The following is a 25,669-nucleotide window of genomic DNA, read 5'->3' on the forward strand; positions in this document are numbered from 1 at the left end:
TGCCATAATTTCCTTTCAGTAAATACTTTATGGATAAATTAATGATTATTCTGATAATATCCAAACATCTTCACCAGCAAAGTCTGATTTAACAAAACCACAATCAATCAGTCTTGGCTTTGCAGCTGTTTTATTAACTTGCAATACCTCGGCTGCTTCTGTTAATGTCCAGCAATCAAAGCTTTGAAGCTTTTGTTTGTCAGATAAATTACGACTAACCAACTTGTTCTTTTTATGTGACAACAATCGATTAGCTAAATGTTCAAAACTCTGCATTCCCACTAACTTATCAACAGTCTTTCCTAAAAATATAAAAGAAGGAAATCCTCTGGCACCCAGATTTAACATTTCCTGACGTTCTTGCAGAAAAATGGTTTCAACTTTTATGCTTTGTAATGCTTCGCTAAAAAGTTCAGCGGATATGCCAGCTTGTTCAGCAAGTGATTTTAAAATTTCAGGTCGAGTTGCATTTTGTGCTTTAAGAAGAACGGCTTCTCGCATTTTTCTTAAAAATAAACTTTCACTTTCAGGTTTAATGCAACGTACGGCAATTGCTGCACGACAAAGTATATAAGAGTTATCGATAGGATCATCTGCCCACATGCCGGGATCAATCGGCTGACCAGAAACTTTGGTGACATGTTGCCAGTGTGGAATAACATCGATAGGTTTAGAAATGCCGTTTGCCGCATCACTGAAACCTTGCCAACCTGGTAGTAATCCTCCATGAATATATCGTGTTTTGAATTCAAAAGTTAATTGTAGTCGACGCCAAGCTGGTTCGATAGCCCAGCAGTGAGAACAGATGGGATCGGTAACAAAAACGATATCCACTTGATTAAGACTTTCTCTATTGACTTGACTAGATATATCACTGTTCGATTCGTTCGAAATATTATTGGGTGAGTCAGGTAATGCACAACCGGTTTGCGTGTCACATTGTTTCATGTTATTGATTCTCCAGTTTATCTAAAGCAATGGCCATTCTATCAAGACCTTGTGCTAAAATTTTATGGCTAGTCGCAAAGCAAATTCTAAAATGGTGGGCGGCGCCTGGTCCAAAAAACTTTTCATCTCCGGAAACAACCAGCACTTTTTCTTTTTGAAAGGCATTAAGAATTTGTTCGACAGAATATTTTTCTTTATCAATGCTCGGAAATAACAAATACGTTGCTTGAGGTGAGTGACAGCTGATTCCTGGCATTTTGTTTAAACGTTCGACCGCATAGTCACGTTGCTCAGTTAAGTGTGTTTTAAAGGCATCTACCCAATACCAACAATGATTTAAGGCCGTGGTTGCGGCAACTTGTGAGATGGTTGCGACACCACCAGCGGTTGTCATAACATGTGAGGCATCCACTAGTAATTCATAGACTGACTGATTTGGCGCAATGATTGTACCGACTCTTAATCCTGCCAACCCAAAAGATTTAGAAAAACCATAGATACTAATGACGCGATTGCAAAGCGTTTTATCTAAATGATGAAAGCTACAGAAATTTTCTCTCGGGTAAACAATATCAGACCAAATTTCATCATTCATGATCCATAAATCATGCTGCTGACTTAATGTTGCAATTTGAGTTAACTCAGCTTCGCTCATTAATCGTCCTAATGGGTTGTGAGGATTGCAAACACCTATTATTTTAGTTTTACTGGTGACCAAGTTGGGGAGTTTTTCTAATTCAAATTGCCCTGTTTTATAATTAAATGGACAACGAATCACCTTGCCGCCAGCAGCAAGAATTGATTGTTCAAACAAAAAATCGACCGGATCAAAAATTATTGCTTCATCACCCGGGTTTAAAAAAGTACGAGCGATAATATACATGCCGCTGGCAACGCTATCGATAGGTAATATGTGGGCTGGATTTAAATCATAACCGCGACGGTTAGACATTGCTATTGCCAGCGCTTGTTTAAACTCCGCGAGACCTTGATGAGGACCGTAAGAAAAAACGCCACTGGCGGCATATTCGGTCATTGCCGTCCTAATTTCTTGAGCAACTGCAAAATCTGGGTCCGCAGCCGTTAATGGAATGACATCGGTTTCAGTTTCTGCCCAGCGATAATTAAAAGCACGTTGCTTTAATATTTCTAAAGGCACATTCTCATGAGCGAATAAATCAGTACTCATTATTTCTCCAATTGGTTTAATACAAATTGTTCAGAAAACTAAAAGAAAGATTTAGCAGCTGAGCTAAAGATTAAGGGTTTATAAACGCATCAAAGCTAAATGGCTAAATAATTAGAACGCAAAAGGAATTTTTTGATCTGCTTGATGTGGCGCCAAAAACTCTTCTTGTAACGCAATACCTTGCGCTAAATACTGGTTAACAATATTTCGCCTTACCGAGCTATAGTGTGCTAGTGCAACTGCACTGTAGCCGGCTTTGGTATTTTGTAGTGTGCGAGCCAATTCAATTGCATCTTCAATTGCTGAGTTAACACCTTGGCTGGTAAAAGGTAATAAAGCATGAGCAGCATCGCCCATCAATACGACATTGCCTGCGAAAAATTGTTCGATCGGATTAAGATGGGCACTCAGTGCTAAATAAGATTGATTAAAGTCAGTTTGTCTAATCAGTGATTGAATTAAAGGTGGCCAGTCGCCCACTAAAGTTTCAGCAAAAGACTGTTTGTCTAATTGTGCTAACTGCTCATCATATTTTTCGGTACTGAATTGAATAAACCAGACGATTGTATCTTCACTGGTTGCTACGGTGCCAACCGCTAAACCACCATCGAGCGATTTATATTTGGTAAAGGTTTGATTCATTTGGCTGACTAAATCGGGTGCTTTTACCACGGATACCAGTTCTTTACATTTAACACTTGAGCGGGTGGCCTGAGGAAAGATTTGTTTACGCACAGGTGAGCCTGCACCATCGCTACCAATAAATAAATCTGCAGAAACCTTTTTACCATTGGTGAAAACAGCACAACGTGCTTCAGATGATTGGTTAGTGCTATTTGAATTATCACCTTGCCATTCAAAGTGACTAAACTCGTAATCAAAGTGAATACGGTCTTGTGGCAACTTTTCTAATAATATATCAACAAAAGCTTTGCGTGTTATGCCGTAACTACCTGGTAAAGATTGATTAATTAACAGATTGTTAAAGTTATCTCGAATGTGGCAGTGTTCGACGGGAAAACCGTTGTGTTTTACGTGATTGCGCAATCCAAGGCCTTGCATAGCATTAAGTCCATTTTCAAGCATAATAAATCCAAGTCCTTCGCGGCCCGATTTACTGCTGCGTTCATAAATATCAACCTCGCCACCGAGGGATTGATAATAAACTGCAAACGCAAGTCCGGCGATACCGCCCCCAATAATTGCAATCTTTTGTGCCATTTTCATACTCCTGCTTAATCAAGATGACCCACAGCTAAATTCAATAAATTCGACGCGAGATTGGTCATAAATCAATAAATATCATTGAAACTTGATCATAACTGAGAGAAAATCTATGCAATATTGCAATGCGTGCATAATAGTTATGCAAATTTGCATAGTAGTTTGTACCTTATAATGGTTTGCTCCTATAGTCATTTTGCTGCTTAGAATATATCGTTGAGCAGTTAAATTGGTGTGTATTTTGATTTGGGCTAAATTGACATGGATAATTTCATTTGAAAAATATTAATTGGGAAGACCTAAAGCTGGTTTACTATGTTGCGCTAGCAGGTTCACTAACCAAAGCTGCGAGCAATTTGAATATCAATTATTCCACCGTGATTCGTCATATCAATCGAGTGGAAACTAAACTTGGCTGTAAATTATTTATTCGTCATCAGCGGGGATACCAGCTCACTGATGCTGGTCGAGTATTGCTAAGTGAAATGCCTTCGATAGAAGGGGCGTTTCGTCGTTTACATGAAAAACTATTACCCGACCAGGAAACTCTCGAAGGAACGATTAAAATCAGCACTTTATCCGAATATTCATCAATTCTGCATCCGTTACTACAGCGTAGCCTAGAGTTATATCCTCAACTAAAAATAATGGTTGATGTGAATGATGAAGTTGATTATATCGAATCAGGTCTGGCTCATATTTCAATACGAGCAGGTAAGGTACCTGAAACCGGCGATTTGGTATTCAAACAAATTTATCCTTTGGCGTTTTCTTATTATGCCAGTCAAGAATATATTGCACGCAAAGGGCTACCCGAAAATGAAACACAATTTAATCACCACCTTTGGGTAATGCCCAGCGGACGTAAACGAAAAATTTCATTTGTTAAGCCGCTTCTCAATTTCATAGATGATAAAATGATAAGTTATCAGAGTAATAATTTTATTGATATTCAATCTGCGATTTGTCATGGTTTAGGTATCGGCCCTGTCGATGTCAGTAAGGCGAAAACGCTACCGCAACTTACGCGATTAAACGCCATTAAAGAAGTTGCTGATAATTCTTTGTGGTTTGTGTTTCATAAAGATTTGCGTGATGACCGAAAAGTTCGGGCGCTATGGGATTTGTTTAAGCAGTTTAATGTTGCCGTTAAAACAACGTAAAATACCTATAAACAAGGAATTTACACAACGGACAGATAAAAATATCAGATCGAGAAATAAAAACGTAATATTCAGGTTAACATCAATCTAGGGCGTAACGATTTTCGCCGATTTATATTATTTAACAAATAGGGTAAACTGCCGCGCACTCATTGATTGTCGATTCACTAAGGTTTTCTGCTTGATGGAAAAATATGATGAACTACTAGTCTCGCTTAGAAAAATCATTCGTTCTATTGACTTGCATTCAAAAAAATTAAATAAAAATTCTGGTCTCACGGGACCGCAGCTATTAGTTTTACAGAGCATTAATCGCACTAATGGCATTACAGCAAAAGCAATTGCAGAAAATGTCAATTTAAGTCAAGGCACAATCACGTCGATATTAGATCGTCTAGCGGCTAAAGGTGCCATTAGTCGAGTTAGGAGTGAAACAGATAGACGTCGTATTTCTGTCTATTTAACTGCAGAAGGCGAAAATTTACTCAATCAATCACCCAAACCGTTGCAGGATCATTTTATTGAACGTTTTCAGTCGTTAGAAATATGGGAACAAAACCAGTTGCTCGCTTCTGCAGGTAAAATAGCCGCCATGATGGATGCCAGTGAGTTAGATGCGGCACCATTACTCGAAATAGGTGCAATCGTTGAGCATGAGCAGGACGATACCGATATTTCGTAAGAGAAAAAAAGATTGCTTAACTAATATTGCTTAACTAGAGATTAGCTAACAATATTGGTTATTAGTCCCACACTTCATTATTCCTTAAGATTACTCAGGTTTGCGTTATTTGATTCAAATTTAGTTGAAGTGAAACTTATTCGTACTATTTTATTAGTGCTATTTTAAATCAGTACTATTTTTGAACAGCCATCTGTAAAGAGAAAGTTAGATTAGTCTCAAAATTAAAATCAAAACATTCTTTGGTAAAGCTGAATAATTCGATAGCTTTGTTGTTTTTTAAAGTACTTTTTCATGTTGTAGTTGAATGCTTTCAAATACTTGCAGGGAATATAAAAGGCAAGCAATATAATTTGAATACAAAGTATATTTGTTATAGTATTACGGAAACTCTCAAAAATCAGCTGAGTGATGAAGCTTATAAAAAATATAATATTCACATGTATATTATTGTATTCATTGAATATTATCGCAAAAGACACTCAAGAATTAATGCTATATCCTTCACTACAAAATAGCAGTGAGGGATATTTTAGTTTGAGTTGGAATAAATCTCAGCGTGATTTGCTGGACTCTAAGAGTCGTTTACAACTTAGCCATACTCCTGAATTTGTAAAAATAGAACGCACACTTAGCTTGACTGGTAATCAAAAGATATCATTAAGTGGTTTTAACGATGGGCAATACTATTTTCGTCTGGTCGATTCGCTTGGTAACCCGTTGAGTAATGTTGCAACCGTCACTGTAAATCATCGTGACTTTTATCAGGCACTATCAATTTTTGCACTTGGAGCGTGCTTATTTATTGTTTTAGTCTTATCAATTTTTTTACCTCGCCAATTAAATCAACCTACAACCAATCGGTAATTACATGAACGCAATGACTATCCCTGTGGAATGGGCCATTACCATTTTATTACTGTTTGGCTGTATTTGGGTTATTTTTGGCTGGTGGCTTGGGCGTAACAAATCAACCCTTGATGATTTTATGCTGGCAGGTAGAAATGTGGGACTTGCTTTTGCGTGTGCGACAGCCATGGCAACCTGGATTACCAGTAACACTACTTTAGTGGCGCCACAATTAACTTATCAATTTGGTATTTGGGGCATGATAGGTTATTCAATGGCTGCCTTAGGACTCATTTTGTTTGCACCATTAGCCAAACGAATCAAACAACTAATGCCTCAAGGATATACTTGTGGCGATTTTATCCGGTTGCGTTATGGCCGCTTTGCTTGGTATGTTTTTCTTTTAATTTCGCTATTTTATTCATTAGGTTGGCTGGTCAGTTTGGGTATGGCAGGTGGCATACTCTTATCGGCTCTGAGTGGGCTCGACTATCATGTTGGGATGACCGCTATTTTAATAATTTGTGTTTTGTATACCTTATTGGGAGGATTAAGAGCAGTAATTGCTACCGATTTTGTGCAAACCGTGATTATCTTATTAGGTATATTAGTTATCGGTTTTGTCTGTATTCGCGATGTAGGGCTAGAAAATATTTATATGTCTGTCAAGCAAGATAGCCCACAGTTACTCGATTTGTTTTTTCCTGCAGCAATTATGTTTTTATTTAATAATATTTTCTTTGGAATAGGAGAAATATTTCATTCTAATGTCTGGTGGTCACGTGCTTTTGCCTTTAAAAAAGATATCGGTAAAAAAGCCTTTTTAGTCTCGGGTTTGTTGTGGTTGCCCATTCCCATCGTTACCGGATTTATTGCTCTTTCTGCGCCAGCCATTGGCCTGTATCCACCTAGTGCAGACATGATTGGGCCAATGATTGCTGCCAAATTATTGGGCGGGATAGGCGCTGTTTTTGTCTTTATCGTTGTGTTTTCAGCACTTGCGTCAAGTCTTGATTCTTTACTAGCGGCAACCAGTGATTTACTGACCAAAGATATCTATAAAGGGATTATTAATCCACAAGTATCCGACAAAATGCTATTGCAAAAAAGTAAAATAATTATTGTACTTTTAGGTGTGGTTACCTGGTTATTGTGTTTACCGAAAATTACCACTTTAGGTGAGTTACTCAATTTTACCGGTGCATTTGTTGCAAGTACCATTTGGCCAATTGTTTTTGGCTTATTTTATCAAAGACTTAATGGTTTCTTTGCAGCAATCGCCATGTTGTCAGGTGCTGTATGTGGGTTAATCGGATACTTTGTTATTGGCTTTTATGTTGCGGCACTAATTTCTTGTGCTGTGTCGCTAATTGTTTGCTTGTTGGGAATCAGTATTAAAAATGCAAATTTTCAATGGCAGCAGCTCGACGATAAGCCGCTAAAAGAAATTCCGCTCCAAGATAATCAACTTATAAGTTAACGAGTCAATCAATGATTATTAATTTTGAATGGTTTGAAATACTGGTTTATCTGGCATGGGGTATAACCTGTTTTTCACCCGTGATACTCCTGGCACTTTTTATTTATGATTTCAACAAGGATCAATTATGGTAGATTCGCAATTGGAAGAAAAAGTCTCTTTTTCACGAGAGTCTCTGGATGTTTATGGCGATGCTCATCCGAAAGCATTACTTCGCAGCATACAAGAGGAAGGTGATTATTTAAAATCACTCGAATCACAGCACATAGTTTCCAGTGATCAGTTTAATCGTAATACTTTGCTTCAATTATTTCGATTGGCAGCTAAGTATGAAAGCAATCCAGAAAGATACAGTACACCGCTAAAAGGTAAAATTCTGATCAGTGCATTTTACGAGCCAAGTACACGCACTCGACTATCGTTTGAAAGTGCGTGGCATCGATTAGGCGGTGATATCATGTCGATTACTGACAGAGCAACCACAGGAATTGCTAAAGGTGAATCTTTAGGTGATGTTGCTGAAATGTTTAATAATTATGGTGACTGTGTTGTATTGCGCGATTCTAATGAAAATTCAGTGCAGGAAATGATGCATAGTTTGCGGATTCCTATTATTAATGCAGGCAATGGCATTGATGAGCATCCAACTCAGTCACTTGCCGATTTGTATACCATATTTAAATGGAAGCCAGAGTTATTAGTATCAGCAGAGAAAAAAATCACTTTGGGTATTGTTGGTATACCAAACAAAATGCGTACTGTAAGAAGTTTTTTAAAGTTATTAAGTTTTTTCCCTGAAATATTTGAAGAAGTCTTAATTATTCATGATGGCAGTAATGAAGCAATTTTTGATGAAAACCAATTAGAGCAACTTCAACAGCGAGGCTTAAATGTCACTGTGACTACTCGGTTTAATGATTCGTTACCCAATTTAGATGTGGTTTATATCAATGCCATTGCCTGGGTCGGTAACGATTATGAATCGTTCGGTGAAAGTTTTATTCTTAACAGTCAGTCGCCTTTAAAAAAAGATGCCATTATTTTGCATCCATTAGCACGAGGTGAAGAACTGGATACAGATTTGGATAGTACCGCTCACAATTGGTACTTTGCTCAAGCCAGAGGTGCGGTATTTTTACGCATGGCGTTGCTAACTTGTATGTCTCAACGCATGGAACGAGTGATGGATGTTATTTAAATTAGGTTAGCAATCATGTCATCCTAAACCTGTTAATTAACTTTAATACTATTGAGTTATCAGGTTTTAATTCTGCATAAGTAAACGGGTAACAATAAAATTTAAACTTAATCAATTGGAGTAATTTATGTGTGGTATTGCTGGTGTTTTTCACCATGCAAAAAATAAGTCGGTCGATCCGCAATTGCTGGTAAATATGGCTGCAATTCAATATCATCGCGGACCTGATGATTTTGGCTATGTCAGTCCTGATGAACTGGGAATGGGTATGAGTCATGCGCGCTTATCTATTATTGACCTTAATAAAGAACGAGGTCGACAGCCGCATATTTCTCACGATAACAATCTATTTCTGGTCCATAATGGTGAGTTTTATGACTTTCAACGAATTCGTGCACAATTAACCAGTCTTGGAGACCAATTTAACAGTAAAAGTGACTCAGAAATTATTCTGCATTTATTCCCACGCTATGGCATAGAAAAAACAATTGAGTATTTGCGGGGAGAATTCGCGTTTGCCTTATTTGATAAAAAAGATGATTGCCTCTATCTGGTGAGAGACCGTTTTGGAATTAAGCCACTTTACTGGACTGAAACTGAAGATGGAATAGTCTACGGGTCCGAACTCAAGGTGTTATTTGCTCATCCGAAAGTGAAGCGCGAATTATCTGCAGAAGGAACTTATCATCAATTAATTCAAGTGATGGTTCCGGGTACTACTGCGTTTAAAGGTATTCATCAGGTTAAACCTGGACATATTATTAAAGTTAAACGTAGTAACGGACAATTGAATATTTCAGAACACAAATACTGGGATATTAATTTTCCGGTTGCTGGTGAATATGTTGATCATCAGGATGAACACTATTACATTGATGGCGTACGCGAAAACCTTTTAGAAGCTGTACAGCATCGATTACAAGCTGATGTTCCTGTTGGGTGTTACTTATCGGGTGGTATTGATTCGTGCTCAATTTTGGGATTATCCGCCGCTGTTCGCCAAGATCCCGTCAAAGCATTTACAATTGGTTTTGATAGCAAAGAATATGATGAAACACCTATTGCTACCGAAATGGCGCAGCAAACAAATGCCGAGCAAATTATTTTAAAACTCTCGGCGGAAGAGCTGTACCAAAATTTCTCACGTACTATCTGGCATACAGAAAGAACAATATACAATACCCTGGCTGTTGCAAAATTATTAATGAGCGAAACTGTTCGTAAAAACCATTATAAAGTGGTGTTAACTGGCGAAGGTTCTGATGAATTATTTGCTGGTTATCCGGCCTTTCGTAAAGATATGTTCTTATATGGTCTTGATGATCTCCCCGCCAGTTTAAAAAAGCAATGGCAGCAAAGCCTGGAAGATAGTAATCAGCTTTTTAAGGGAGCCATGTTACCTCGAGAAGAGTTTTCTTCATCCGCAATGGAAGAAGTCGTTGGCTTTACCCCAACTTGTCTGCAAAGTTGGTTGCATTGTCATGATTTTGGCATGCAATTGTTAAGACCAGAACTGAGAAATCAATTACATGATTATGATGCAGGCAGAGCAATTGCCGATACCTTTGATATTAATCAGCTGGATGGACGGCACCCACTGGATAAGGCGCAATACGTATGGATTAAAACCATGCTCGAAGGGCAAATATTAACTTGGGGTGGGGATCGAGTTGATATGGCTAACTCAATGGAAGCCAGACCTGCATTTCTTGATCATCATCTTGCGAAATTTGCGACTGAAATTCCACCACAATTTCGTATTAAAGGTGCGACCGAAAAATATGTATTGCGTGAAGCCATGAAAGGTTTGTTACCTGAAACACTATACAAGCGACAAAAATTTGCATTTATGGCTCCACCAGCTCATACCGATAATTCTAAATGGAAAATGATGATGAATTTGATGAATGAGTTTGCCAGTCAATCAAAAGTAGAAAGTGCTGGCGTACTAGATTATTCAGCTATTAATCATTTGATTCAAAGTCATGACGATCCCGCTATGTCGCGAGACCAGAAAGTTCAATTAGATGCGGTGTTGAATCATGTTTTAGGTGTGCAATTACTTCATGAGCATTTTATCGCAACTGATGTGCCCAAATTAGCTCAGCAACGTGCCGATGAGCTAGGTTGGCGGGTGACTTAAATTATTTCGACAGGTAGGTTAGTCAAATATGAGTTGTTTTGTTTATCGATAAAGCAGTCAATCAAGCATTCGAAAACCTTCAGAGGTGAATAATTTATGACATTAAAAGTCGATATTAAACGCATAGAAAAAGATCTGTATGAACTGGCTAAGTTCGGTTTTAACCCTGAAGATAAAGGTATCTATCGACAAGGTTTAACCGAGATAGATATGGCCGCACGGCAATGGCTCATCCAGCAAATGGAATGTGCTGGCGCGTCAGTGCATATGGATGGTGTCGGTAATGTGCGCGCACGTTATGGAAAAAGTGAACAACCGGCAATTATTATAGCTTCGCATTTGGATTCTGTACCCGCTGGCGGGATGTTTGATGGCACATTAGGCGTCATAGCCGGATTAGAAGTCATACGCCAATTGAATGAAAATAAAATTCAACTAGATTGTCCGATTGAGGTGATTGCAACCAGCGAAGAAGAAGGTCGATTTGGTGGTATGCTCGGTGCCCAGGCGCTATCTGGTCAAATTACCAAAGACTGGATAGAAAGTGCTAAAGATGCCAGTGGACAAACATTAGTTAGCGCTATGCAAAATTGTGGCTTAAATCCGTTAGACGCCTTTCACGCACGCATTGATCCTAAAACAATTAAAGCCTTTTTAGAGTTACACATTGAACAAGGACCGGTACTGGAAGCTAAACAAAAGCAAATTGGCGTAGTCAATGGTATTTCTGGTGTTTTTAAATGGTTGGTTCGACTTATTGGTAAAGCTGATCATGCGGGTACAGCGCCCATGAATATGCGCAGTGATGCTTTTATGGGCGTTGCAGATTTTGCTCATGAAATTTCACGCATTATTGATGAGGAGGGCAGCGAATCCTCTCGTTTAACAATTGGTAAAGTGGAGCTTAAGCCGGGTTACGCACATACGATTCCGGGGGAAGCTGATTTTACCCTGGTTGGAAGAGATTTAGATGCGAATGTCATGGAGCAAATCGCATTATCATGTCGTAAAGTTCTTTCTGCAATAGCGCGTAAACATAATCTTATGTTTGAATATGAACAAATGAGCTGGTTAGAACCGAAAAAGTTCAGTAGTCAAATTGTTTCGCAAATTGAGTCAATAGCGCAATCACAAAATATTGATTATCTGGTTATGCCAAGCGGCGCTGGACACGATTGCCAGTTCTTTGCCGATATTGTACCAACCGGATTAATTTTTATTCCTAGCGTTGGCGGGGTCAGTCATGCACCAGATGAATGGTCTCATTGGAACGATGTGCAAAGAGGATGTGACTTGCTGTTGGCAACTGTACTGAAGCTAGCAGAATATTCAGAATTGTAAAGTAGTTTAGCTAACACTAATAACTGTCGCTAAGAATAACTAATTTATCCTAACACTTTAAAGCCTCTTAACCTCACTAAAGCCATCCGCTCAAGTTAAACAGGAAAGCTCATCTCTAGAAGAATTTGACTACTTATTAGAGACTATAAATTTTGTTGACTACAATTTTACAAAACACATGTAAATAGATTTTCATTGATTGGTCATTTTGATCAATCGATGCAATTAATTTAAGTGATTGGTCTATATGCCTAATTTACGCAATAGTAATATAAAGAGGTAAAATATGAGTACCTATGATGAAATCAGTAAAGCGATAGCTGCGCATGGGCAATGGAAGCAAAAGCTCAGAACCGCAATAGACACGGGAGAGTGTGAATCAACCCCCGAAAGAGTTAAACAGGATAATAACTGTTCTTTTGGTAAATGGTTGCATGAGCGAATCGATCTGGCGGCAAAAGAGTCACCACATCTTGACACGTTATAAATCCTTTATAAGCATCGGTCCGATTAATCATCGGGCCATATTCATTCATTATTCCAGGTGAACGAAACCTTATACATATTGAAGTTTTACCGATATACCTCGCCGCCTCACATTCGTTATTCTGCACTGAATCAAAGACGATTTAAATCGAATGAATATCTTTAATAGCAGCGAAAGATGATGACTCAAATAAGATCCATATTAAGTATGAGTGTACTCATTGCAATGAATGCGAGTGCAAATATTTTTACCACTGAAATACAATATAATCAATATGGCGAAATAGCCGATATTAGCTATCAATCGCTCGGTGAAACACAAACTTATCACTACGATTACGAACTGGCTGGTGCAATACGCCGTGTACAAAGAAACAATACTGATGTCTATTGTGTTGAGCAATTTAATGCCGCTAATCAGCCTCTAATAAGTCAGTATGAATGTGATAATACCAATCTCGTAAGCTATCAATATGACAACTGGGGCAGACTCAAAAATTCTCATCTTAAACATCAAAACAATACTTGGTATTTGTCTGCAATTGATGGGTATGATGTTAATGATTTCGTCATTGGCATGAGTAAAACTGCACCACAAATTGATGGAGAGTTTATTAGAACTAAGTCAATTCAATATTATTATAACAATCAAGGCCAGTTAACTGCTTATCACTATGGTACAGCGATAGTTAATTACCAATATGATGGACAGGGAAATTTAATTAGCCACAATGCGATTAAAGGCATGTCGCCTTTACTAAAACAAAACTATACCAATGGATATCATCAAGATAAATTTTCTTACGACGAAGCAGGAAGATTAATCAAAGATGATAAGTATCGCTATCATTATGATTATACTGGGCGATTAAAAATGATTCGCGATGTGGATTCACAACAAATTGTTGAAGCTTATCGCTACGATGCACAAGGAAAACGAGTCAGTCTATACCAAGCGGCTGAACAGTCGGTTACCTTTAATCAACTCGGCCCAAGTGGGGAAATATTAAAACAGGAAAAACACAGTTTTGACGCAACTAATAGTCAGCAAAATCAACCAGAAAAAGTAGTCCATTACACGCCGATGAATGGCTCAAGCCAACATTCAATCACCTATACTTATGATTCACAATCAAACAATTATCAAGTACAAACTGAATGGTCATTTAAAGATCGTTTAGGTAATCCAGTCTTAAATTGGAAAGAAGACGACACACTACCAAGACATACTGAGTATTCACCTTACGGTCAACAGTTAGCAGAAAATAGCGAAAATAAACACAGTGGAGCTTATGGCTTTACTGGCGTACACAGCGATGAAGCAACAGGACTAATCTACATGCAAGCGCGCTATCAAAATCCACTATATGGTCGATTTTTAACACCCGACCCTGCAAAGGATGCCAATCCTTATCGGCCACACAGTTATAACTTATATCATTACACGGCAAATAATCCGATCAATGCCTGGGACCCAACCGGGTTAAATTCTAATTATTGCGAACTATCCTCCTGTACGGGTGAGGATAAGCCAGAAACAATTGAAAGTGCGAATAAAATCTTAGAAGATGCAGAAAAACTTGAATATGAATTATTGTCAACATACCATGAAACTGTCGCAATGATGGCTAAAGAAGATGTCGAAAGTGGTGATATCATTCGTCCTGTCTATTCTGAAAATTCAGAAACTGGTGAAATTACCGTAGCTAATCGTGAAGATGTTCTTAGTACAGGTTCAAATACTGTCTGGTTAAAGTTTGATATAAAACATGATGACATTGAGCAGGAAAATTTGATTTTGCAGTTTTATTTTCCTGGAAAATATCGCTTATATTTTACGTCGAAAAAAAATCAACTGGAAAGCCTGATTTTTGGTCGAGGTGTGAATGAATTTTATACTAGAAAATCTGAATATGCTAATCAACAATTGAAAGTTCTTGAACTTCGGTCAGCTGTTTTGTTGACGCCACAAATGGATTTGACTCGTCCTATTTATATTAAGTTAGAACATCAAGGTATTCAGCCTATAGGTCATCGCTTGTACCCTGAAAGCCAAGCCCGCCAAATAAATACAATTGAAAATTACTTTTGGGGAGCCATTTTTGGGTTAATCTTTTTGGCTATTGCCGTGGGTTGTGCCGCTTATTTATTAACGCGACTGCCATCATTTATTTATTTTGGCCTAATCAATTTATGTGCGCTGCTGATTTGTCTATTACAACTACAAATTTTTCCGGAAATTTATCAATTGTTTGATAGTGATTTACAATTGAATCGCTTTTGCTGCTTATTGATTTGTTTACTAGGCTATTCATCAATCAAGTTCATTTACTACTATGTTAATTTTGAAAAAATCAGTCAGGTTAGCGGCTATATCTTAGTCATTGCCAGATATTTTTATTTGAAATTGACGATATTTATTATGCTGGAATCAATGATTTTTCAATCATTAAGTTTAACGTCTTATGTGCTTAGCGCAGTTGTATTTTTGTCAGGTGTCAGTCTACTATCTGGATTAATTAAAGGGGTTTGGTTAAAAGACCGAGCTTCTATGTTGACGGCTCTAGCCTGGATTCCCGGTAGTAGAGCCGCCCACTTATACCAGTGAAACACTATCAACTGAAACATTGGCGTTAAAGCCGTTAGCAAATGATTATCTTATTTATTGTATCGATGACAATCAGGAAATATTAGATTTGTTACAAGAACAATTAGGTGACCGCTACAATATACAAACGTTTATCGAACCACAATCGGCTATAGACCGTGCGATTCTTGACATTCCTGACTTAATTATATGTGACTTAATGATGCCAACATTAAGTGGTTATGATGTCCTTGAACAAATTCGCCGTCATCAGGCCACTTCTCATATCCCCATTGTTATGCTATCTGCGCGTAGCGATAATAAGAGCAAATTAAAAAGCTTATCGTTAATGGCCGATGACTTTATTACAAAGCCCATTGATCGGCATACTTTGTGTTTTCGTATCGATAGTCTCTTGTCTATCAGGCAGTTAGTAAAAGCGCGTTTTGCCGTTCATGCCAGTAGCCCTAGATTGAGTGAGCCGCTAACTGAGCAGGCGCAGCCAATAACAGAGCGGCTCAATATCCCGAAGTGTACAAGAGCAACCACTAATCAAATTGATTTTATTATTCAGCGATGTGCGCCAGAACAAAAGCCATTTTTACAAAAATTCGTTACTTGTATTCAATCGCAATTAGGTAATAGCCACTTTAATCTTGGTCAATTAAGCCAGGTATTACATTTATCTGATTCACAAATTTGTCGAAAAGTGAAAGCGATAAGTGGATTCTCTCCACAGGAGATTCTTAAAATAATACAATTAGAAACGGCAGCTAATTTGGTTAGTCAAGGTGAAAGTTTAAAATCCATTGCAATTGATTGTGGATTTTCTAGTTAATCTCATATGGGGGAAATTTTCAAAGTTTATACCGGTTTTACGCCTGCGGAATTTCGTGAAAGATTCGAGTCGTAATTGAGTTCGACAAGAACTTTATAAACGATGAAGGATATATGATAGGCCATTGTACTTCTAATTTATATAATGACGCATAATGACTAAGGAGAAAATATGATGAAAATGAAATCTTTTTTAAAAATCGTTTTGTTAATGTTGAGTTGTAGTACTTTTAGTGCTTATGCAGAAAATTTAAAATTTACAAAGTTATTTATTCAGCCTACATTTTTTAATTATCTATTATGTCGTATCAATGTGTGCGACAGTAAAATTATTGTTAATGATAAAGATAAAAAAATTAACGATAGTGAGCTCGTCCAAGTAAGAAGTCCGAGTTCTCACGCAATGACAACTGAAGATGAAACCAGTCTAGACTAATTATTAGCAAGGCCTGCTTTTGATTTTATTAAAGGCAGGCGGTTAAACTTTTATGGCTTCATACCTGTGACCAACGGCGAACAAGATTATGATAAATACCGGTTAATTGATTGATTTCTGCGTCAACCATTTGATTTTTTTCTATTAGACTCAAGTTTTGGATGCTTTGGTCTAAGTCAAATAGTAGTGAACGATCTTGGGTACTAGCAATGAGACTTTGCACCCAAAAAAAAGCAGCTAGTCTTACCCCACTGGTTACCGGCATGACTTGGTGTAAACTGCTGGCGGGATAGAGTACCATATCGCCAGCTTTTAGCTTGATTTCCTGAGCAGCAAATTCGCTCTCAATCACAAGTTCGCCACCTTGATAACTTTCAGGTGGTGATAAAAAAATTGTTGCCGACAAATCTGTTCTCATGGTTTCGCCATTTGCCAGAGACAAAATAGCATTATCGACATGCGTACCATAGTGTCCACCATCTTGATAGCAGTTAAATTTAGGTGGATAAATTTTATTGGGTATTGCTGCCGATAAAAATTCAGTATTGCAAGTGAGCGTTTCTAGGATAGATTGCCGCATCAATTGCGCTAATTGATCCTCATCACTCAACTGTTGATTCTGTTTAACCTTTGCAGCTTGAAAACCGGCTGTTATTTTGCCGGGTATCCAACTTGCCTGTTCCCAGTTATCCTGAAAGTATTGAATTAGCTTTTCAGGTATCATATTTTCTATTACAAGTAACATCTGTATTAATTGACCTCATCGTGGATGAACTAAACAAGTTTGATCGATATCCGCTAAGGTTGCGCATCCTGCCAGCGCCATCGTGACTTCTAGTTCTTGTCGTAACAGTTTTATAATATGTGCAACGCCAAGTGCACCGGCGACGATTAATCCAAAAAGCTGTGGCCGTCCGATTAAAACGGCATTGGCGCCCAAGGCGATGGCTTTAAATATATCACTGCCTTGACGAATACCACTATCTAATAAAACAGGGAAATCTTTGCCGGTTTGCTGACGAATCAGTGGTAAAACGCTTAGAGGACTAGGAGCACAGTCAAGCGCTCGTCCTCCATGATTAGAAACAATGATACCGGTTGCTCCTATCTCTTGTGCCATTTTTGCATCATGTGGATGTAAAATGCCCTTAATATAAACGGGCAATTGGCTTTGACTGATTAACCAGGCAATATCATCCCATTGTGGAGCATTAGCCATCCAACCTTGAAAAATTTCGCTTTGCCAGTCAGCATAAATATTCGGTTGTGGTGGTGTTTGAATATTCGCTGCGCTCGCTTCTAAAGGCATTGAAAATCCACTGCGTTGTATGCGTCGGCGTAACCCATTAACGGGCACATCAACAGTAATGACAACGGCTTGATAATTAGCATTAATTGCTCTTTGTAGTAATGCTAAAGTATTTTGGCGATTACCTTGCCAATACAATTGAAACCAATTGTACTGAGAGGAACACTCGGCAATCTTTTCAAGCGAATAAGATGCTAATGTACTCACGACCATAATACTGTCAGTTGCTGCTGCCGCTTGAGAGGTTGCTAATTCACCATCAGGGTCGGTAAGTTTTTGGTGGGCAACAGGTCCCAAAATAATCGGATGAGGCAGGGTAACATCCGCAAATGTACATCGTGTATTGCCTTGACTTAAATTACGTAAAACTCTATTCCATATTTGGTATGAACTAAAAGCATTTAAATTATTATTTTTGCAAATTTCGTCACCTGAACCTGAGTCAATATACGCCCAGATATCTTTTTCAACCATATCTTTGGCCTGTCGTTCATAATCGCTGACAGAACATATTTCGGGCGGAATGTTACTAAGTTTTTGGGTATATTGATTCATTTTTTTCTCCTGAATTAATAGCGAGCTGTTATCTATAACAACTCGCTTTTAGCAGGTTATTTTATCATTTATTAAAATTCATAAGATACGCTTAACTGAGTATTGCGCGCATCACCTTTGTAAGTAAAAGCGCCACTTCGGTAGCCCGCAAGATAATAATCTTTATTGGTCAAGTTACCTACATTTAACCTTAGTTTTAGGTGTTCATTGACTTGGTAGTTAGCAAATAAGTCATAGGTTGTGTAGCTAGGTACTTTATAACTTGAGCCAGCTGCGGTATCAGGTTGTCCAGTATACTGTTCGCTGGAATAAGTCGCACTAGCGCCAATCGCAAAGTTGTCTGTGGCTTGGTAGCGTAACTGTAAATAAGCACTATCATCAGCAAAATTACTGAGGCGTTTATTGAGCTTCTCTGGGTTGTTGGATTCTGTCACTGCTGAATCCATGAGTGTTAAACCTGCCATTGTGCTCCATTTGTCGGTCAAGTTGCCGACCAAAGAAATTTCAAATCCTTTAACTTGATTTTCGCCGGTATTAATTGAACCAGCATCTTCATAGCTGGTGCCATTGGGCAAACTTTCCATCACATCAGACTTAGTCATTTGAAAAACGGCTGCGGTTAACAGTAATTTTTCATTATTCAGACTCCATTTGGTTCCTAACTCTAAATTTGTTGTTGTTTCGGGATCTGGATTACCAATATTTTCAGCGTCAGTACAAATACCGCCGTATCCACAGTTAGCACCAACATCTGATTCGCCGCCATTAATATTTGTTGAGGTTCCAAAGGTAAAATAAACATTTGCGGTTTTTGCAAAATGATAAACAAAGCCAACATGACCATTGAATAACTCGTCAGAATAGTTATACGCTGTCGGCTCTGATGCACCTCGACCATAAGCCGAATTACTATAATCAAACGCATCAACTCGTAGCCCCGCATGTACCGTCCATTGTTCATTAATGTCAACCGTATCCATAACCGATAGCGACGTTGTGCTGATACTGTAATCAGAATCCCAATTACCACGTTCAATTTCACGCGCTAAGAGATTTTGATTATCTGTAATATATTCACCGCCAGCATCAACAATACAAAATCCGGGACGTGTACCACCTCGCCCTGAAAGTACACAGTTAGTTGTACCTTTATTGCTGACGCTATAGACGCCATTGAGTACATTTAAATCTGAATACTCTAAACTAAAAATCCAATTGTGTTTGGTTTGACCAGCTTTTGTTGTAAAAAACAAATTGGTTTGATTGACTAAATAATCGACATCCTGCCAACCTTGATGTGTACTTAAACTCACCGTAGCTGCGCCGGGTGCAACAGGATCGCCGGGTATCGTATTACCATCGCCATCTGTATTATCTTCGGCACGTCGTGTACCACGTGCGCCAGTAACAACATAACCATTTTCAGTTGTTCCATAACGTAATTTGTTTTGTAAAACCCAAGCATCACTAATATCGTAATTTAATTGAAAGGTTGCTGTTTTTACCGTTGACTCAAGAAAGTCTTCTGCTTGAGTATAAACCGGTAAATTATCAACTGGCGCACCATTAGGTATGATATAAACGCCAAGATCGGGTTTGTCTTTAGCATCAAGAAAATACAGATCACCAGTTAAGCTGAGTTTGTCACTTGCTGCGTGGGTAATTGATAACGCCAGTCCATTGCGCTCACGATCGGCCGGACCACGCTCAGGGACTTCTTCATAGGCGTGTAAAATATTCGCACGAAATGCTGTTTTATCAGAAATTTTTGTATTACTGTCCAGTGTTAAACGTCTATAGTCATCAGTGCCTAACCCAACTTCAATTTGGTTGAAATCATATTCACTACTGGCTTGTTTAGTAATACTGTTAACCGCACCTCCGGTTGAGCCTCTTCCTGCAAATGTTGCGCTAGGACCTTTGGTTATTTCAATTTGCTCAACGGCAAAGCTTTCTCGAGTTGTCATTCCTGGGTCACGTAATCCATCAACAAACACATCACTACGCGCTTCATGTCCTCGAATAATATAGCGGTCACCAAAAGCATTACCGTTTTCTCCGGTACCCAAAGTAATACCCGGTTGCGCCGCCAACACCTCGCGCAAATCGGCTTTTCCTGAATCTTTAATTTGCGTTTGAGTTAATACGTTAACTGTTTGCGGTGTTTCTGCCAGTGGTTTTATACGACGGGTATCACCAGAATGTTTGGCTTTATAAGGTGCTCCAGGTTCTGCATAAGGATTGGTGTCTAAAGTACGGTCTTCAATTTGTAACTTATCAAGATTAATTTCCTCTTCACTATTTTGTGCCAATACAGGCCAACTGGCTGCACTGGCTAAAGTAAGACCTGCTGCAAGCATATACCGATTTGATGTCAAGTGCGATAATCGCTTTTGTCTGAGAGAAATGGGTTGTTTAATTTTCTTATTCATTGGAGCTCCAAAAATTTAAGTTGAATTATTCATCAATCAGTGAATATTCAATTGGGATTGCAATAGTAAGCTTATCGCGGTTGAAAAAATCGGGAATTGCAGGCATTGGACTTGCATTTTTTAGCAGTATTAAAGCTGACTCATCGAGTTGGCTATAGCCTGAACTTTGCTTAATTGATGATGCCTCTAACAGTCCCTGTTGGTTAATGGTAAATCTTACTGTTACCACACCTTGTATTTTGGCTTTCTTCAAGTCTGCAGGATATTCTTTGTAATTATTGAGCCAGCTTTTTAGCTCACTAAAATAGCGATTGGCATTACCTTTACTGCCACCATGTGCGTAATTATTTTTTAGCCCCGTCGCTTTAATTGAACTTACTGCATTGGGTGTTAGCTTGTTGTGTTCAACAGAATTTTTACGCTCAGTATTGTTTTTTAATGGCGTTTGAATGATATTTTTTTCTACGACTATCGTTTTACTCACTTTCACATGACGGATTTTTTTTCTGTTGTTTGATTGTGAGTGAGCGATCCTCTATTTTTTGTCGATGGAATCGGTGGAGGAGTAGGTACAGACTTAGCTGTCTTCGGAGCTATCTTTGGAGTAGCCACTGCCTCTATTGGTTTTTCTTTATTAATAGGTAGCTTTTCAACTGGTGGTATTTGTTTTTTTGTTTTGGTTTCAAGGTTTCTTTTTTCTCTTGCGTTTTTATAATTAGCTAATTGACCAAGTCCCACTTCAACACCATTTTTACCTTGCTCTCGAGATGTATTAATATTGGGAGATTGCTGCTTGAAAAAACACATTGCAATACCAATATGAATGGTGATAGAAATAACTAATACGCTTAACCAAGGCTTAAGTTTTGTTAAGTACATACTCAATCCTTACCAATAACTACAAAACGAACTTTAAAAGAACCTGTGTTTAATTCTCGCAATAAAGGCGCTAGCTTTTGTGCAGTAATTTTTTTGTCTGCTTTAATAATTACTTCATGATTAATTGCTGTTTGTTTTTTTAAGATATGTTGAATATTTGCTTTATTGATTAATTTGTCGTTGTAATATAGTTCGCCTTGCAAGGTCATTAAAAAATAGTTATCTAGTTGCTGCGTGTGATGTTGGTTTTTTAATGTCGGCAGTTCGATTTCATGTTTAGACTGTGGTTCTATTTGTCCGGCAAATATAAAAAATATTAATAAAAGGAAAACAATATTAATAAGCGGCGTTAGTTGATCATCAATATTTTTTGGATTGGCTCGACGAAAACCCGATAGTTGAAAGTTATGGTGGAAAAGGTTATTCATCATGCATAGCCACTGGTTCTGAGAGATTAACAGAAAGCCCTGTTTTCTTAAGGTATTCAGCGGTTGTTATCATTGTTTGTAAGCTGGTTGAATACTCTGGTATTAATAAAAAATCTTTTCGCTGATTCTTTACGTTAGTAACTAACAAATCAGTCGGTTTGATTTGCCCAAAACTATTCCAGCTTGTACCTTCAGGCCATAAAACAATTTTGCCAGAGCTATAAAGTAGTAAATAAATCGGCTCAACTTCACTTGCCGATATTGCTTGCGAAGACGATGCGGCATGAGGTATATCGAAGCTAGACCATCGCTGGAAGGAAGAGGTCAGCATAAAAAATAATAACAAAATAAAAACAACATCAATGAGTGGTGTCAGCGTCATTCGCTTGGATTTTCGAGACGCTGAAATTAAAATTGGCTTGTTCATGATCAACCTAAAAGAATTAAGTAGCTTGCTGTAATGTAATTTTGTTCAGAAACTGCTGCAAATCATCCTCAATCTTTGTAGTAATCACCTCAATTTTTCTTTCAAACCAGGCATGAATGATTGAGACGGGAATGGCTACCACTAAACCAACGGCGGTAGTCAGTAGTGCTTTCCAGATACCACCAGATAAAATCGAAGGATCAATATTTCTGCCCGCATTTTCCATTGCCTGAAATGCTTCTATCATTCCTAACACCGTTCCTAACAGGCCGAGGAGTGGGGCAGTATTAGCGATGATTTCTAGTGGTCTTAAATAAGACGACATATCAAGAACCTTGCGCTTAGCCAATCGCCAGAGTTCGGGTTCAAACTGCTCACGGCTCAGTTCGTCTTGCACTAAATTTTCCAGTCCGAATTTTAATAATTGTAAGCGCGTTGATTTAGCCGGTTCGACATAACTTATTGCCTGGGCAAACGCACCTTTTGAAATACAAGCAAGTATTTGCGCTATGTCATTTTGATTATTTAGATCGTATTTAAGTAACCAGAATTTGAGCAGGGATAGTGCCATAGCAGTTATCGATAGAATGATTAACAACCAGACTATGGGACCACCATTGGTGTTTATGAGTTGGATTATTGTGTCCATAAGTTCATCTTAATTCGGTTTGGGGGCTGGCAGATATATTGCCCTATTCATTTCACAGCGCGATAATAATTCTCATTTACCCTAATGTCAATGATAATAATTATCATTTAGCTTTGCATTGAAATATCTCAAATAAGATTTAAGTTTCACATAATGATTTGAATTATGTGAATTGAGTGTTTTGGGTAGGGATTTTGAGGCGAATGAGGAATATTAAATCAATCCATCGCCAAAATGATTTGACGACGGATTGATTATTTGATTGATAGTTTAACCGATAACTAAGATGATAATTTGCTCGCTAAATTTATCGTTCAATAGTCGATTAATATAAATAACTGGAAACACTAGAAACCAAGCAGCAGTACTTTCAGCTAACCATAGTTTTTCCGCATAAGGTGCATCTACATATTGTCTATCTAAAGTAGGAATAGATGATAAATCAAAATAAAGTTTTCCATTGGCAATGTTTTGTGTCACCCAAAAGGCGTTACCAATCTTACTGACATTTAATGTTGGTAAAGTACTAGAATAATAGGTTTCCAGGTAGGTCGAACCGGTTTTTAGACTACTACTGGTTATAAATGCTTTATTTAAGGCATTATTAGTTTCGTTAATTTGGATTTTATAATCCATCGACTTATCCCATACGACAGAGTGACTCAGGCTTTTTCTGGCATAAACGCGCATATAAAAAATTTTACTGTCAATGAGCTGTCCATCAGTAACTTCTACTGTAAAATTATAATCGCGATAGGTACTTTTGTTACGATTAACTGCGGACGTATCAATTTTTAAAGCTTGTCCCAGTTGCAACATGGTTACACCTGTTGGCGCATTTTCTAATGAATAGGTCAGTTTATCGTACCCATTATAGTTGGTGCTTAATGGAAAAGTATAAGAAATTTCTTCACTTAAATACTTTGTACCAGAAGGAATGATAATTGAAAGCTTTTTTTTTCAATGGATTCTCCTTAATGATTAGGTTTTAAAATTTGGGTTTTAATGGTAAGGAGAGACAGCCAGGGAAACAATGGAGAAGCAAGTACTAAAGTGCCAAAATTATCTCTAGAATTAAGAAGGTAAAACATAATATTTCTATATGTTTTTTTCGGTATACATTTGTGGGTAGCTATATGTTTCGGCTTACTTCTGTTAGTTGTTTATTTCAATCCGTTGCCTGATTTTTTCGTGACCTGTTTTTATCAGTGGTCTATTATTTAGCGCGGTAACTTGCTAATCAACGCTCTGTTATATAATGGCGGCTTTCGGTTTCCAAAAAAATGAAACTTTAATTGTTGGATATGATTAGTTGGTTAGTAAAATAAATTAATCTTAAATAGAAATGTTTTAATCTTTAAAGCTAAATCTATATGATGAGTCTAATAGGAAAATTTATGAAAACAATTATCTCCGTTTTAATGGTGTGTAATCTTGCTGCTATAGCTGCTAATGTCAAGGCTAATCCTGATGTGACTTCAAGAGAATACAAATTGATGCTAAAAGCTAACTCCTTTAGCTATACTAATGAGGCTCTTAATGTTCTTGAGTTGCTCGACAATATTGAAACAACAGTTGAGTCAGCAATTAGTCGCAATGTTACTGGCACAGCTAAATTAAGCAAAGTTCGGGATATTAAGTTTTACGATGTTGAGAAAACTTGCGTTCTTAAGCATATTGGCTATTCCTTTCGAGAAAGAATGACAGGTGGTAACTCAGAAGTTACCTTAAAATTCAGGAGCGCTGACCGTTATATTTCTAATTTTGAAAATTTATCAGCTATTAGCAACCAGGCTGAAAGTAAACTCGAGGCCGATATTGGCATATCTTCTACATCAACATTTAATGTAGTCTATGGTCATTCAACCAAGGTGCCAAATAGCCGTACAATTAATAAAATGGACGACATTAACGAGCAATTTCCGGGTTTTCAACAGAATTATGCTTTTAGCAATAGTTTAGACTTGAATTTAGTTGGCAACCTGACAATACGCGAGCATGTATACAAAGGTGTGGTGATCGATTTGGGAAAATTTGATGCAGAAATTTCGGTAACCTTATGGTACAACGCTGTGCCTTCTGGCAATCAAATGCCAGTTGTGGCAGAAGTTTCGTTTAAGTATGAAGATAACTCCGCAGACTACACTAAAAAAGTTGTGAATCGAGCTAAACAATCGTTTGAAGCTATTCAAGGATTAACGAATTGGATTGATCCCAATTCAAAAACAAAAACTAAGTTTATTTATGATTATAATAGTAGCTTTTGTCAGTAGATGAATTGAATGTGCAATGAATAATTATAATTAATGATTTATTAATAGTGTTAATTTCATTGCACGCTAATATATTTTAAGCCGTATAAATTTTAATCTATTAGACTATAATCTATTAGACTATAATCTATATAAATTTCAAAGGAAATTATCG

Annotated in this window: 24 protein-coding genes; 12 read left to right on the forward strand and 12 right to left on the reverse strand. The window is 37.8% G+C overall.

Going from position 1 to position 25,669, the window contains the following annotated elements:
- Window positions 1-45 precede the first annotated feature (45 nt).
- The 3 genes from ABVT42_RS06535 to ABVT42_RS06545 form a co-directional block, all read right to left on the reverse strand.
- Window positions 46-948 (reverse strand): DsbA family protein, encoded by a 903-nt coding sequence (locus ABVT42_RS06535; protein WP_353896137.1) that lies wholly within the window; start codon window positions 946-948, stop codon window positions 46-48.
- A gap of 1 nt (window position 949) precedes the next feature.
- Window positions 950-2,137: a pyridoxal phosphate-dependent aminotransferase gene (locus tag ABVT42_RS06540; protein ID WP_353896136.1), complete on the reverse strand. Its 1,188-nt coding sequence runs from the start codon at window positions 2,135-2,137 to the stop codon at window positions 950-952.
- 111 nt (window positions 2,138-2,248) lie between these two features.
- Entirely contained in the window at window positions 2,249-3,358 is a 1,110-nt protein-coding gene (locus tag ABVT42_RS06545; protein ID WP_353896135.1) for an FAD-dependent oxidoreductase, read from the reverse strand.
- Window positions 3,359-3,636: 278 nt separating this feature from the next.
- Between ABVT42_RS06545 and ABVT42_RS06550 the strand changes: the two genes are divergently transcribed.
- The 11 genes from ABVT42_RS06550 to ABVT42_RS06600 all read left to right on the forward strand — a co-directional run bounded on the left by ABVT42_RS06550 (window position 3,637) and on the right by ABVT42_RS06600 (window position 16,563).
- Window positions 3,637-4,524, forward strand: a complete 888-nt coding sequence (locus ABVT42_RS06550) for a LysR family transcriptional regulator (RefSeq protein WP_353896134.1) — start codon at window positions 3,637-3,639, stop codon at window positions 4,522-4,524.
- A gap of 184 nt (window positions 4,525-4,708) precedes the next feature.
- Window positions 4,709-5,206, forward strand: a complete 498-nt coding sequence (locus tag ABVT42_RS06555) for a MarR family winged helix-turn-helix transcriptional regulator (protein WP_353896133.1) — start codon at window positions 4,709-4,711, stop codon at window positions 5,204-5,206.
- A 537-nt stretch (window positions 5,207-5,743) separates the two neighbouring features.
- On the forward strand, window positions 5,744-6,073 hold the full coding sequence (locus tag ABVT42_RS06560; RefSeq protein WP_353896132.1) for a hypothetical protein: 330 nt from the start codon (window positions 5,744-5,746) through the stop codon (window positions 6,071-6,073).
- 4 nt (window positions 6,074-6,077) lie between these two features.
- Window positions 6,078-7,535: a sodium:solute symporter family protein gene (locus ABVT42_RS06565; protein WP_353896131.1), complete on the forward strand. Its 1,458-nt coding sequence runs from the start codon at window positions 6,078-6,080 to the stop codon at window positions 7,533-7,535.
- 127 nt (window positions 7,536-7,662) lie between these two features.
- On the forward strand, window positions 7,663-8,733 hold the full coding sequence (locus ABVT42_RS06570) for an aspartate/ornithine carbamoyltransferase family protein (protein ID WP_353896130.1): 1,071 nt from the start codon (window positions 7,663-7,665) through the stop codon (window positions 8,731-8,733).
- Between the two features lie 127 nt (window positions 8,734-8,860).
- A complete protein-coding gene (asnB, locus tag ABVT42_RS06575) occupies window positions 8,861-10,876 on the forward strand; it encodes an asparagine synthase (glutamine-hydrolyzing) (protein ID WP_353896129.1) in 2,016 nt (671 codons plus the stop codon).
- Window positions 10,877-10,972: 96 nt separating this feature from the next.
- On the forward strand, window positions 10,973-12,217 hold the full coding sequence (locus tag ABVT42_RS06580; RefSeq protein WP_353896128.1) for a Zn-dependent hydrolase: 1,245 nt from the start codon (window positions 10,973-10,975) through the stop codon (window positions 12,215-12,217).
- A 286-nt stretch (window positions 12,218-12,503) separates the two neighbouring features.
- Window positions 12,504-12,704: a CZB domain-containing protein gene (locus ABVT42_RS06585; RefSeq protein WP_353896127.1), complete on the forward strand. Its 201-nt coding sequence runs from the start codon at window positions 12,504-12,506 to the stop codon at window positions 12,702-12,704.
- Between the two features lie 207 nt (window positions 12,705-12,911).
- Window positions 12,912-15,311 carry an RHS repeat-associated core domain-containing protein gene (locus tag ABVT42_RS06590; RefSeq protein ID WP_353896126.1) on the forward strand — a complete coding sequence of 800 codons (2,400 nt, stop codon included), beginning with the start codon at window positions 12,912-12,914 and terminating at the stop codon, window positions 15,309-15,311.
- A 19-nt stretch (window positions 15,312-15,330) separates the two neighbouring features.
- Complete coding sequence (locus ABVT42_RS06595) at window positions 15,331-16,128, forward strand: response regulator (RefSeq protein WP_353896125.1); 798 nt, start codon at window positions 15,331-15,333, stop codon at window positions 16,126-16,128.
- 171 nt (window positions 16,129-16,299) lie between these two features.
- Window positions 16,300-16,563 (forward strand): hypothetical protein, encoded by a 264-nt coding sequence (locus tag ABVT42_RS06600; protein WP_353896124.1) that lies wholly within the window; start codon window positions 16,300-16,302, stop codon window positions 16,561-16,563.
- Between the two features lie 58 nt (window positions 16,564-16,621).
- Here ABVT42_RS06600 and ABVT42_RS06605 read toward each other — a convergent pair whose 3' ends face one another.
- The 9 genes from ABVT42_RS06605 to ABVT42_RS06645 form a co-directional block, all read right to left on the reverse strand.
- Window positions 16,622-17,308, reverse strand: a complete 687-nt coding sequence (locus tag ABVT42_RS06605; protein ID WP_353896123.1) for a Fe2+-dependent dioxygenase — start codon at window positions 17,306-17,308, stop codon at window positions 16,622-16,624.
- Between the two features lie 15 nt (window positions 17,309-17,323).
- Entirely contained in the window at window positions 17,324-18,427 is a 1,104-nt protein-coding gene (locus tag ABVT42_RS06610; protein WP_353896122.1) for an alpha-hydroxy acid oxidase, read from the reverse strand.
- A 71-nt stretch (window positions 18,428-18,498) separates the two neighbouring features.
- On the reverse strand, window positions 18,499-20,859 hold the full coding sequence (locus tag ABVT42_RS06615; protein ID WP_353896121.1) for a TonB-dependent receptor: 2,361 nt from the start codon (window positions 20,857-20,859) through the stop codon (window positions 18,499-18,501).
- Window positions 20,860-20,884: 25 nt separating this feature from the next.
- Window positions 20,885-21,343 carry an energy transducer TonB gene (locus tag ABVT42_RS06620; RefSeq protein ID WP_353896120.1) on the reverse strand — a complete coding sequence of 153 codons (459 nt, stop codon included), beginning with the start codon at window positions 21,341-21,343 and terminating at the stop codon, window positions 20,885-20,887.
- A gap of 2 nt (window positions 21,344-21,345) precedes the next feature.
- Window positions 21,346-21,738 carry a hypothetical protein gene (locus tag ABVT42_RS06625; RefSeq protein WP_353896119.1) on the reverse strand — a complete coding sequence of 131 codons (393 nt, stop codon included), beginning with the start codon at window positions 21,736-21,738 and terminating at the stop codon, window positions 21,346-21,348.
- Between the two features lie 2 nt (window positions 21,739-21,740).
- Entirely contained in the window at window positions 21,741-22,169 is a 429-nt protein-coding gene (locus ABVT42_RS06630; protein ID WP_353896118.1) for an ExbD/TolR family protein, read from the reverse strand.
- A complete protein-coding gene (locus ABVT42_RS06635; RefSeq protein WP_353896117.1) occupies window positions 22,159-22,593 on the reverse strand; it encodes an ExbD/TolR family protein in 435 nt (144 codons plus the stop codon). Before ABVT42_RS06635 ends, ABVT42_RS06630 begins: the two co-directional genes overlap by 11 nt.
- A gap of 16 nt (window positions 22,594-22,609) precedes the next feature.
- Window positions 22,610-23,242, reverse strand: a complete 633-nt coding sequence (locus ABVT42_RS06640) for a MotA/TolQ/ExbB proton channel family protein (protein ID WP_353896116.1) — start codon at window positions 23,240-23,242, stop codon at window positions 22,610-22,612.
- A 270-nt stretch (window positions 23,243-23,512) separates the two neighbouring features.
- Window positions 23,513-24,061 carry a hypothetical protein gene (locus ABVT42_RS06645; protein ID WP_353896115.1) on the reverse strand — a complete coding sequence of 183 codons (549 nt, stop codon included), beginning with the start codon at window positions 24,059-24,061 and terminating at the stop codon, window positions 23,513-23,515.
- A 578-nt stretch (window positions 24,062-24,639) separates the two neighbouring features.
- Here ABVT42_RS06645 and ABVT42_RS06650 point away from each other — a divergent pair.
- Entirely contained in the window at window positions 24,640-25,515 is an 876-nt protein-coding gene (locus tag ABVT42_RS06650) for a hypothetical protein (protein WP_353896114.1), read from the forward strand.
- Window positions 25,516-25,669 lie beyond the last annotated feature (154 nt).

This window comes from Aliikangiella maris, from assembly GCF_040719265.1.
Lineage (GTDB): Bacteria > Pseudomonadota > Gammaproteobacteria > Enterobacterales > Kangiellaceae > Aliikangiella > Aliikangiella maris.

What these genes read in the sequence shown, in the direction of transcription:
- ABVT42_RS06535 (WP_353896137.1), bottom strand. Translation starts at nt 948, where the DNA reads ATGAAACAATGTGACACGCAAACCGGTTGTGCATTACCTGACTCACCC.
- ABVT42_RS06540 (WP_353896136.1), bottom strand. Translation starts at nt 2,137, where the DNA reads ATGAGTACTGATTTATTCGCTCATGAGAATGTGCCTTTAGAAATATTA.
- ABVT42_RS06545 (WP_353896135.1), bottom strand. Translation starts at nt 3,358, where the DNA reads ATGGCACAAAAGATTGCAATTATTGGGGGCGGTATCGCCGGACTTGCG.
- ABVT42_RS06555 (WP_353896133.1), top strand. Translation starts at nt 4,709, where the DNA reads ATGGAAAAATATGATGAACTACTAGTCTCGCTTAGAAAAATCATTCGT.
- ABVT42_RS06565 (WP_353896131.1), top strand. Translation starts at nt 6,078, where the DNA reads ATGAACGCAATGACTATCCCTGTGGAATGGGCCATTACCATTTTATTA.
- ABVT42_RS06570 (WP_353896130.1), top strand. Translation starts at nt 7,663, where the DNA reads ATGGTAGATTCGCAATTGGAAGAAAAAGTCTCTTTTTCACGAGAGTCT.
- asnB (WP_353896129.1), top strand. Translation starts at nt 8,861, where the DNA reads ATGTGTGGTATTGCTGGTGTTTTTCACCATGCAAAAAATAAGTCGGTC.
- ABVT42_RS06580 (WP_353896128.1), top strand. Translation starts at nt 10,973, where the DNA reads ATGACATTAAAAGTCGATATTAAACGCATAGAAAAAGATCTGTATGAA.
- ABVT42_RS06585 (WP_353896127.1), top strand. Translation starts at nt 12,504, where the DNA reads ATGAGTACCTATGATGAAATCAGTAAAGCGATAGCTGCGCATGGGCAA.
- ABVT42_RS06590 (WP_353896126.1), top strand. Translation starts at nt 12,912, where the DNA reads ATGAGTGTACTCATTGCAATGAATGCGAGTGCAAATATTTTTACCACT.
- ABVT42_RS06600 (WP_353896124.1), top strand. Translation starts at nt 16,300, where the DNA reads ATGATGAAAATGAAATCTTTTTTAAAAATCGTTTTGTTAATGTTGAGT.
- ABVT42_RS06605 (WP_353896123.1), bottom strand. Translation starts at nt 17,308, where the DNA reads ATGTTACTTGTAATAGAAAATATGATACCTGAAAAGCTAATTCAATAC.
- ABVT42_RS06610 (WP_353896122.1), bottom strand. Translation starts at nt 18,427, where the DNA reads ATGAATCAATATACCCAAAAACTTAGTAACATTCCGCCCGAAATATGT.
- ABVT42_RS06615 (WP_353896121.1), bottom strand. Translation starts at nt 20,859, where the DNA reads ATGAATAAGAAAATTAAACAACCCATTTCTCTCAGACAAAAGCGATTA.
- ABVT42_RS06625 (WP_353896119.1), bottom strand. Translation starts at nt 21,738, where the DNA reads ATGTACTTAACAAAACTTAAGCCTTGGTTAAGCGTATTAGTTATTTCT.
- ABVT42_RS06630 (WP_353896118.1), bottom strand. Translation starts at nt 22,169, where the DNA reads ATGATGAATAACCTTTTCCACCATAACTTTCAACTATCGGGTTTTCGT.
- ABVT42_RS06635 (WP_353896117.1), bottom strand. Translation starts at nt 22,593, where the DNA reads ATGAACAAGCCAATTTTAATTTCAGCGTCTCGAAAATCCAAGCGAATG.
- ABVT42_RS06640 (WP_353896116.1), bottom strand. Translation starts at nt 23,242, where the DNA reads ATGGACACAATAATCCAACTCATAAACACCAATGGTGGTCCCATAGTC.
- ABVT42_RS06645 (WP_353896115.1), bottom strand. Translation starts at nt 24,061, where the DNA reads ATGTTGCAACTGGGACAAGCTTTAAAAATTGATACGTCCGCAGTTAAT.
- ABVT42_RS06650 (WP_353896114.1), top strand. Translation starts at nt 24,640, where the DNA reads ATGAAAACAATTATCTCCGTTTTAATGGTGTGTAATCTTGCTGCTATA.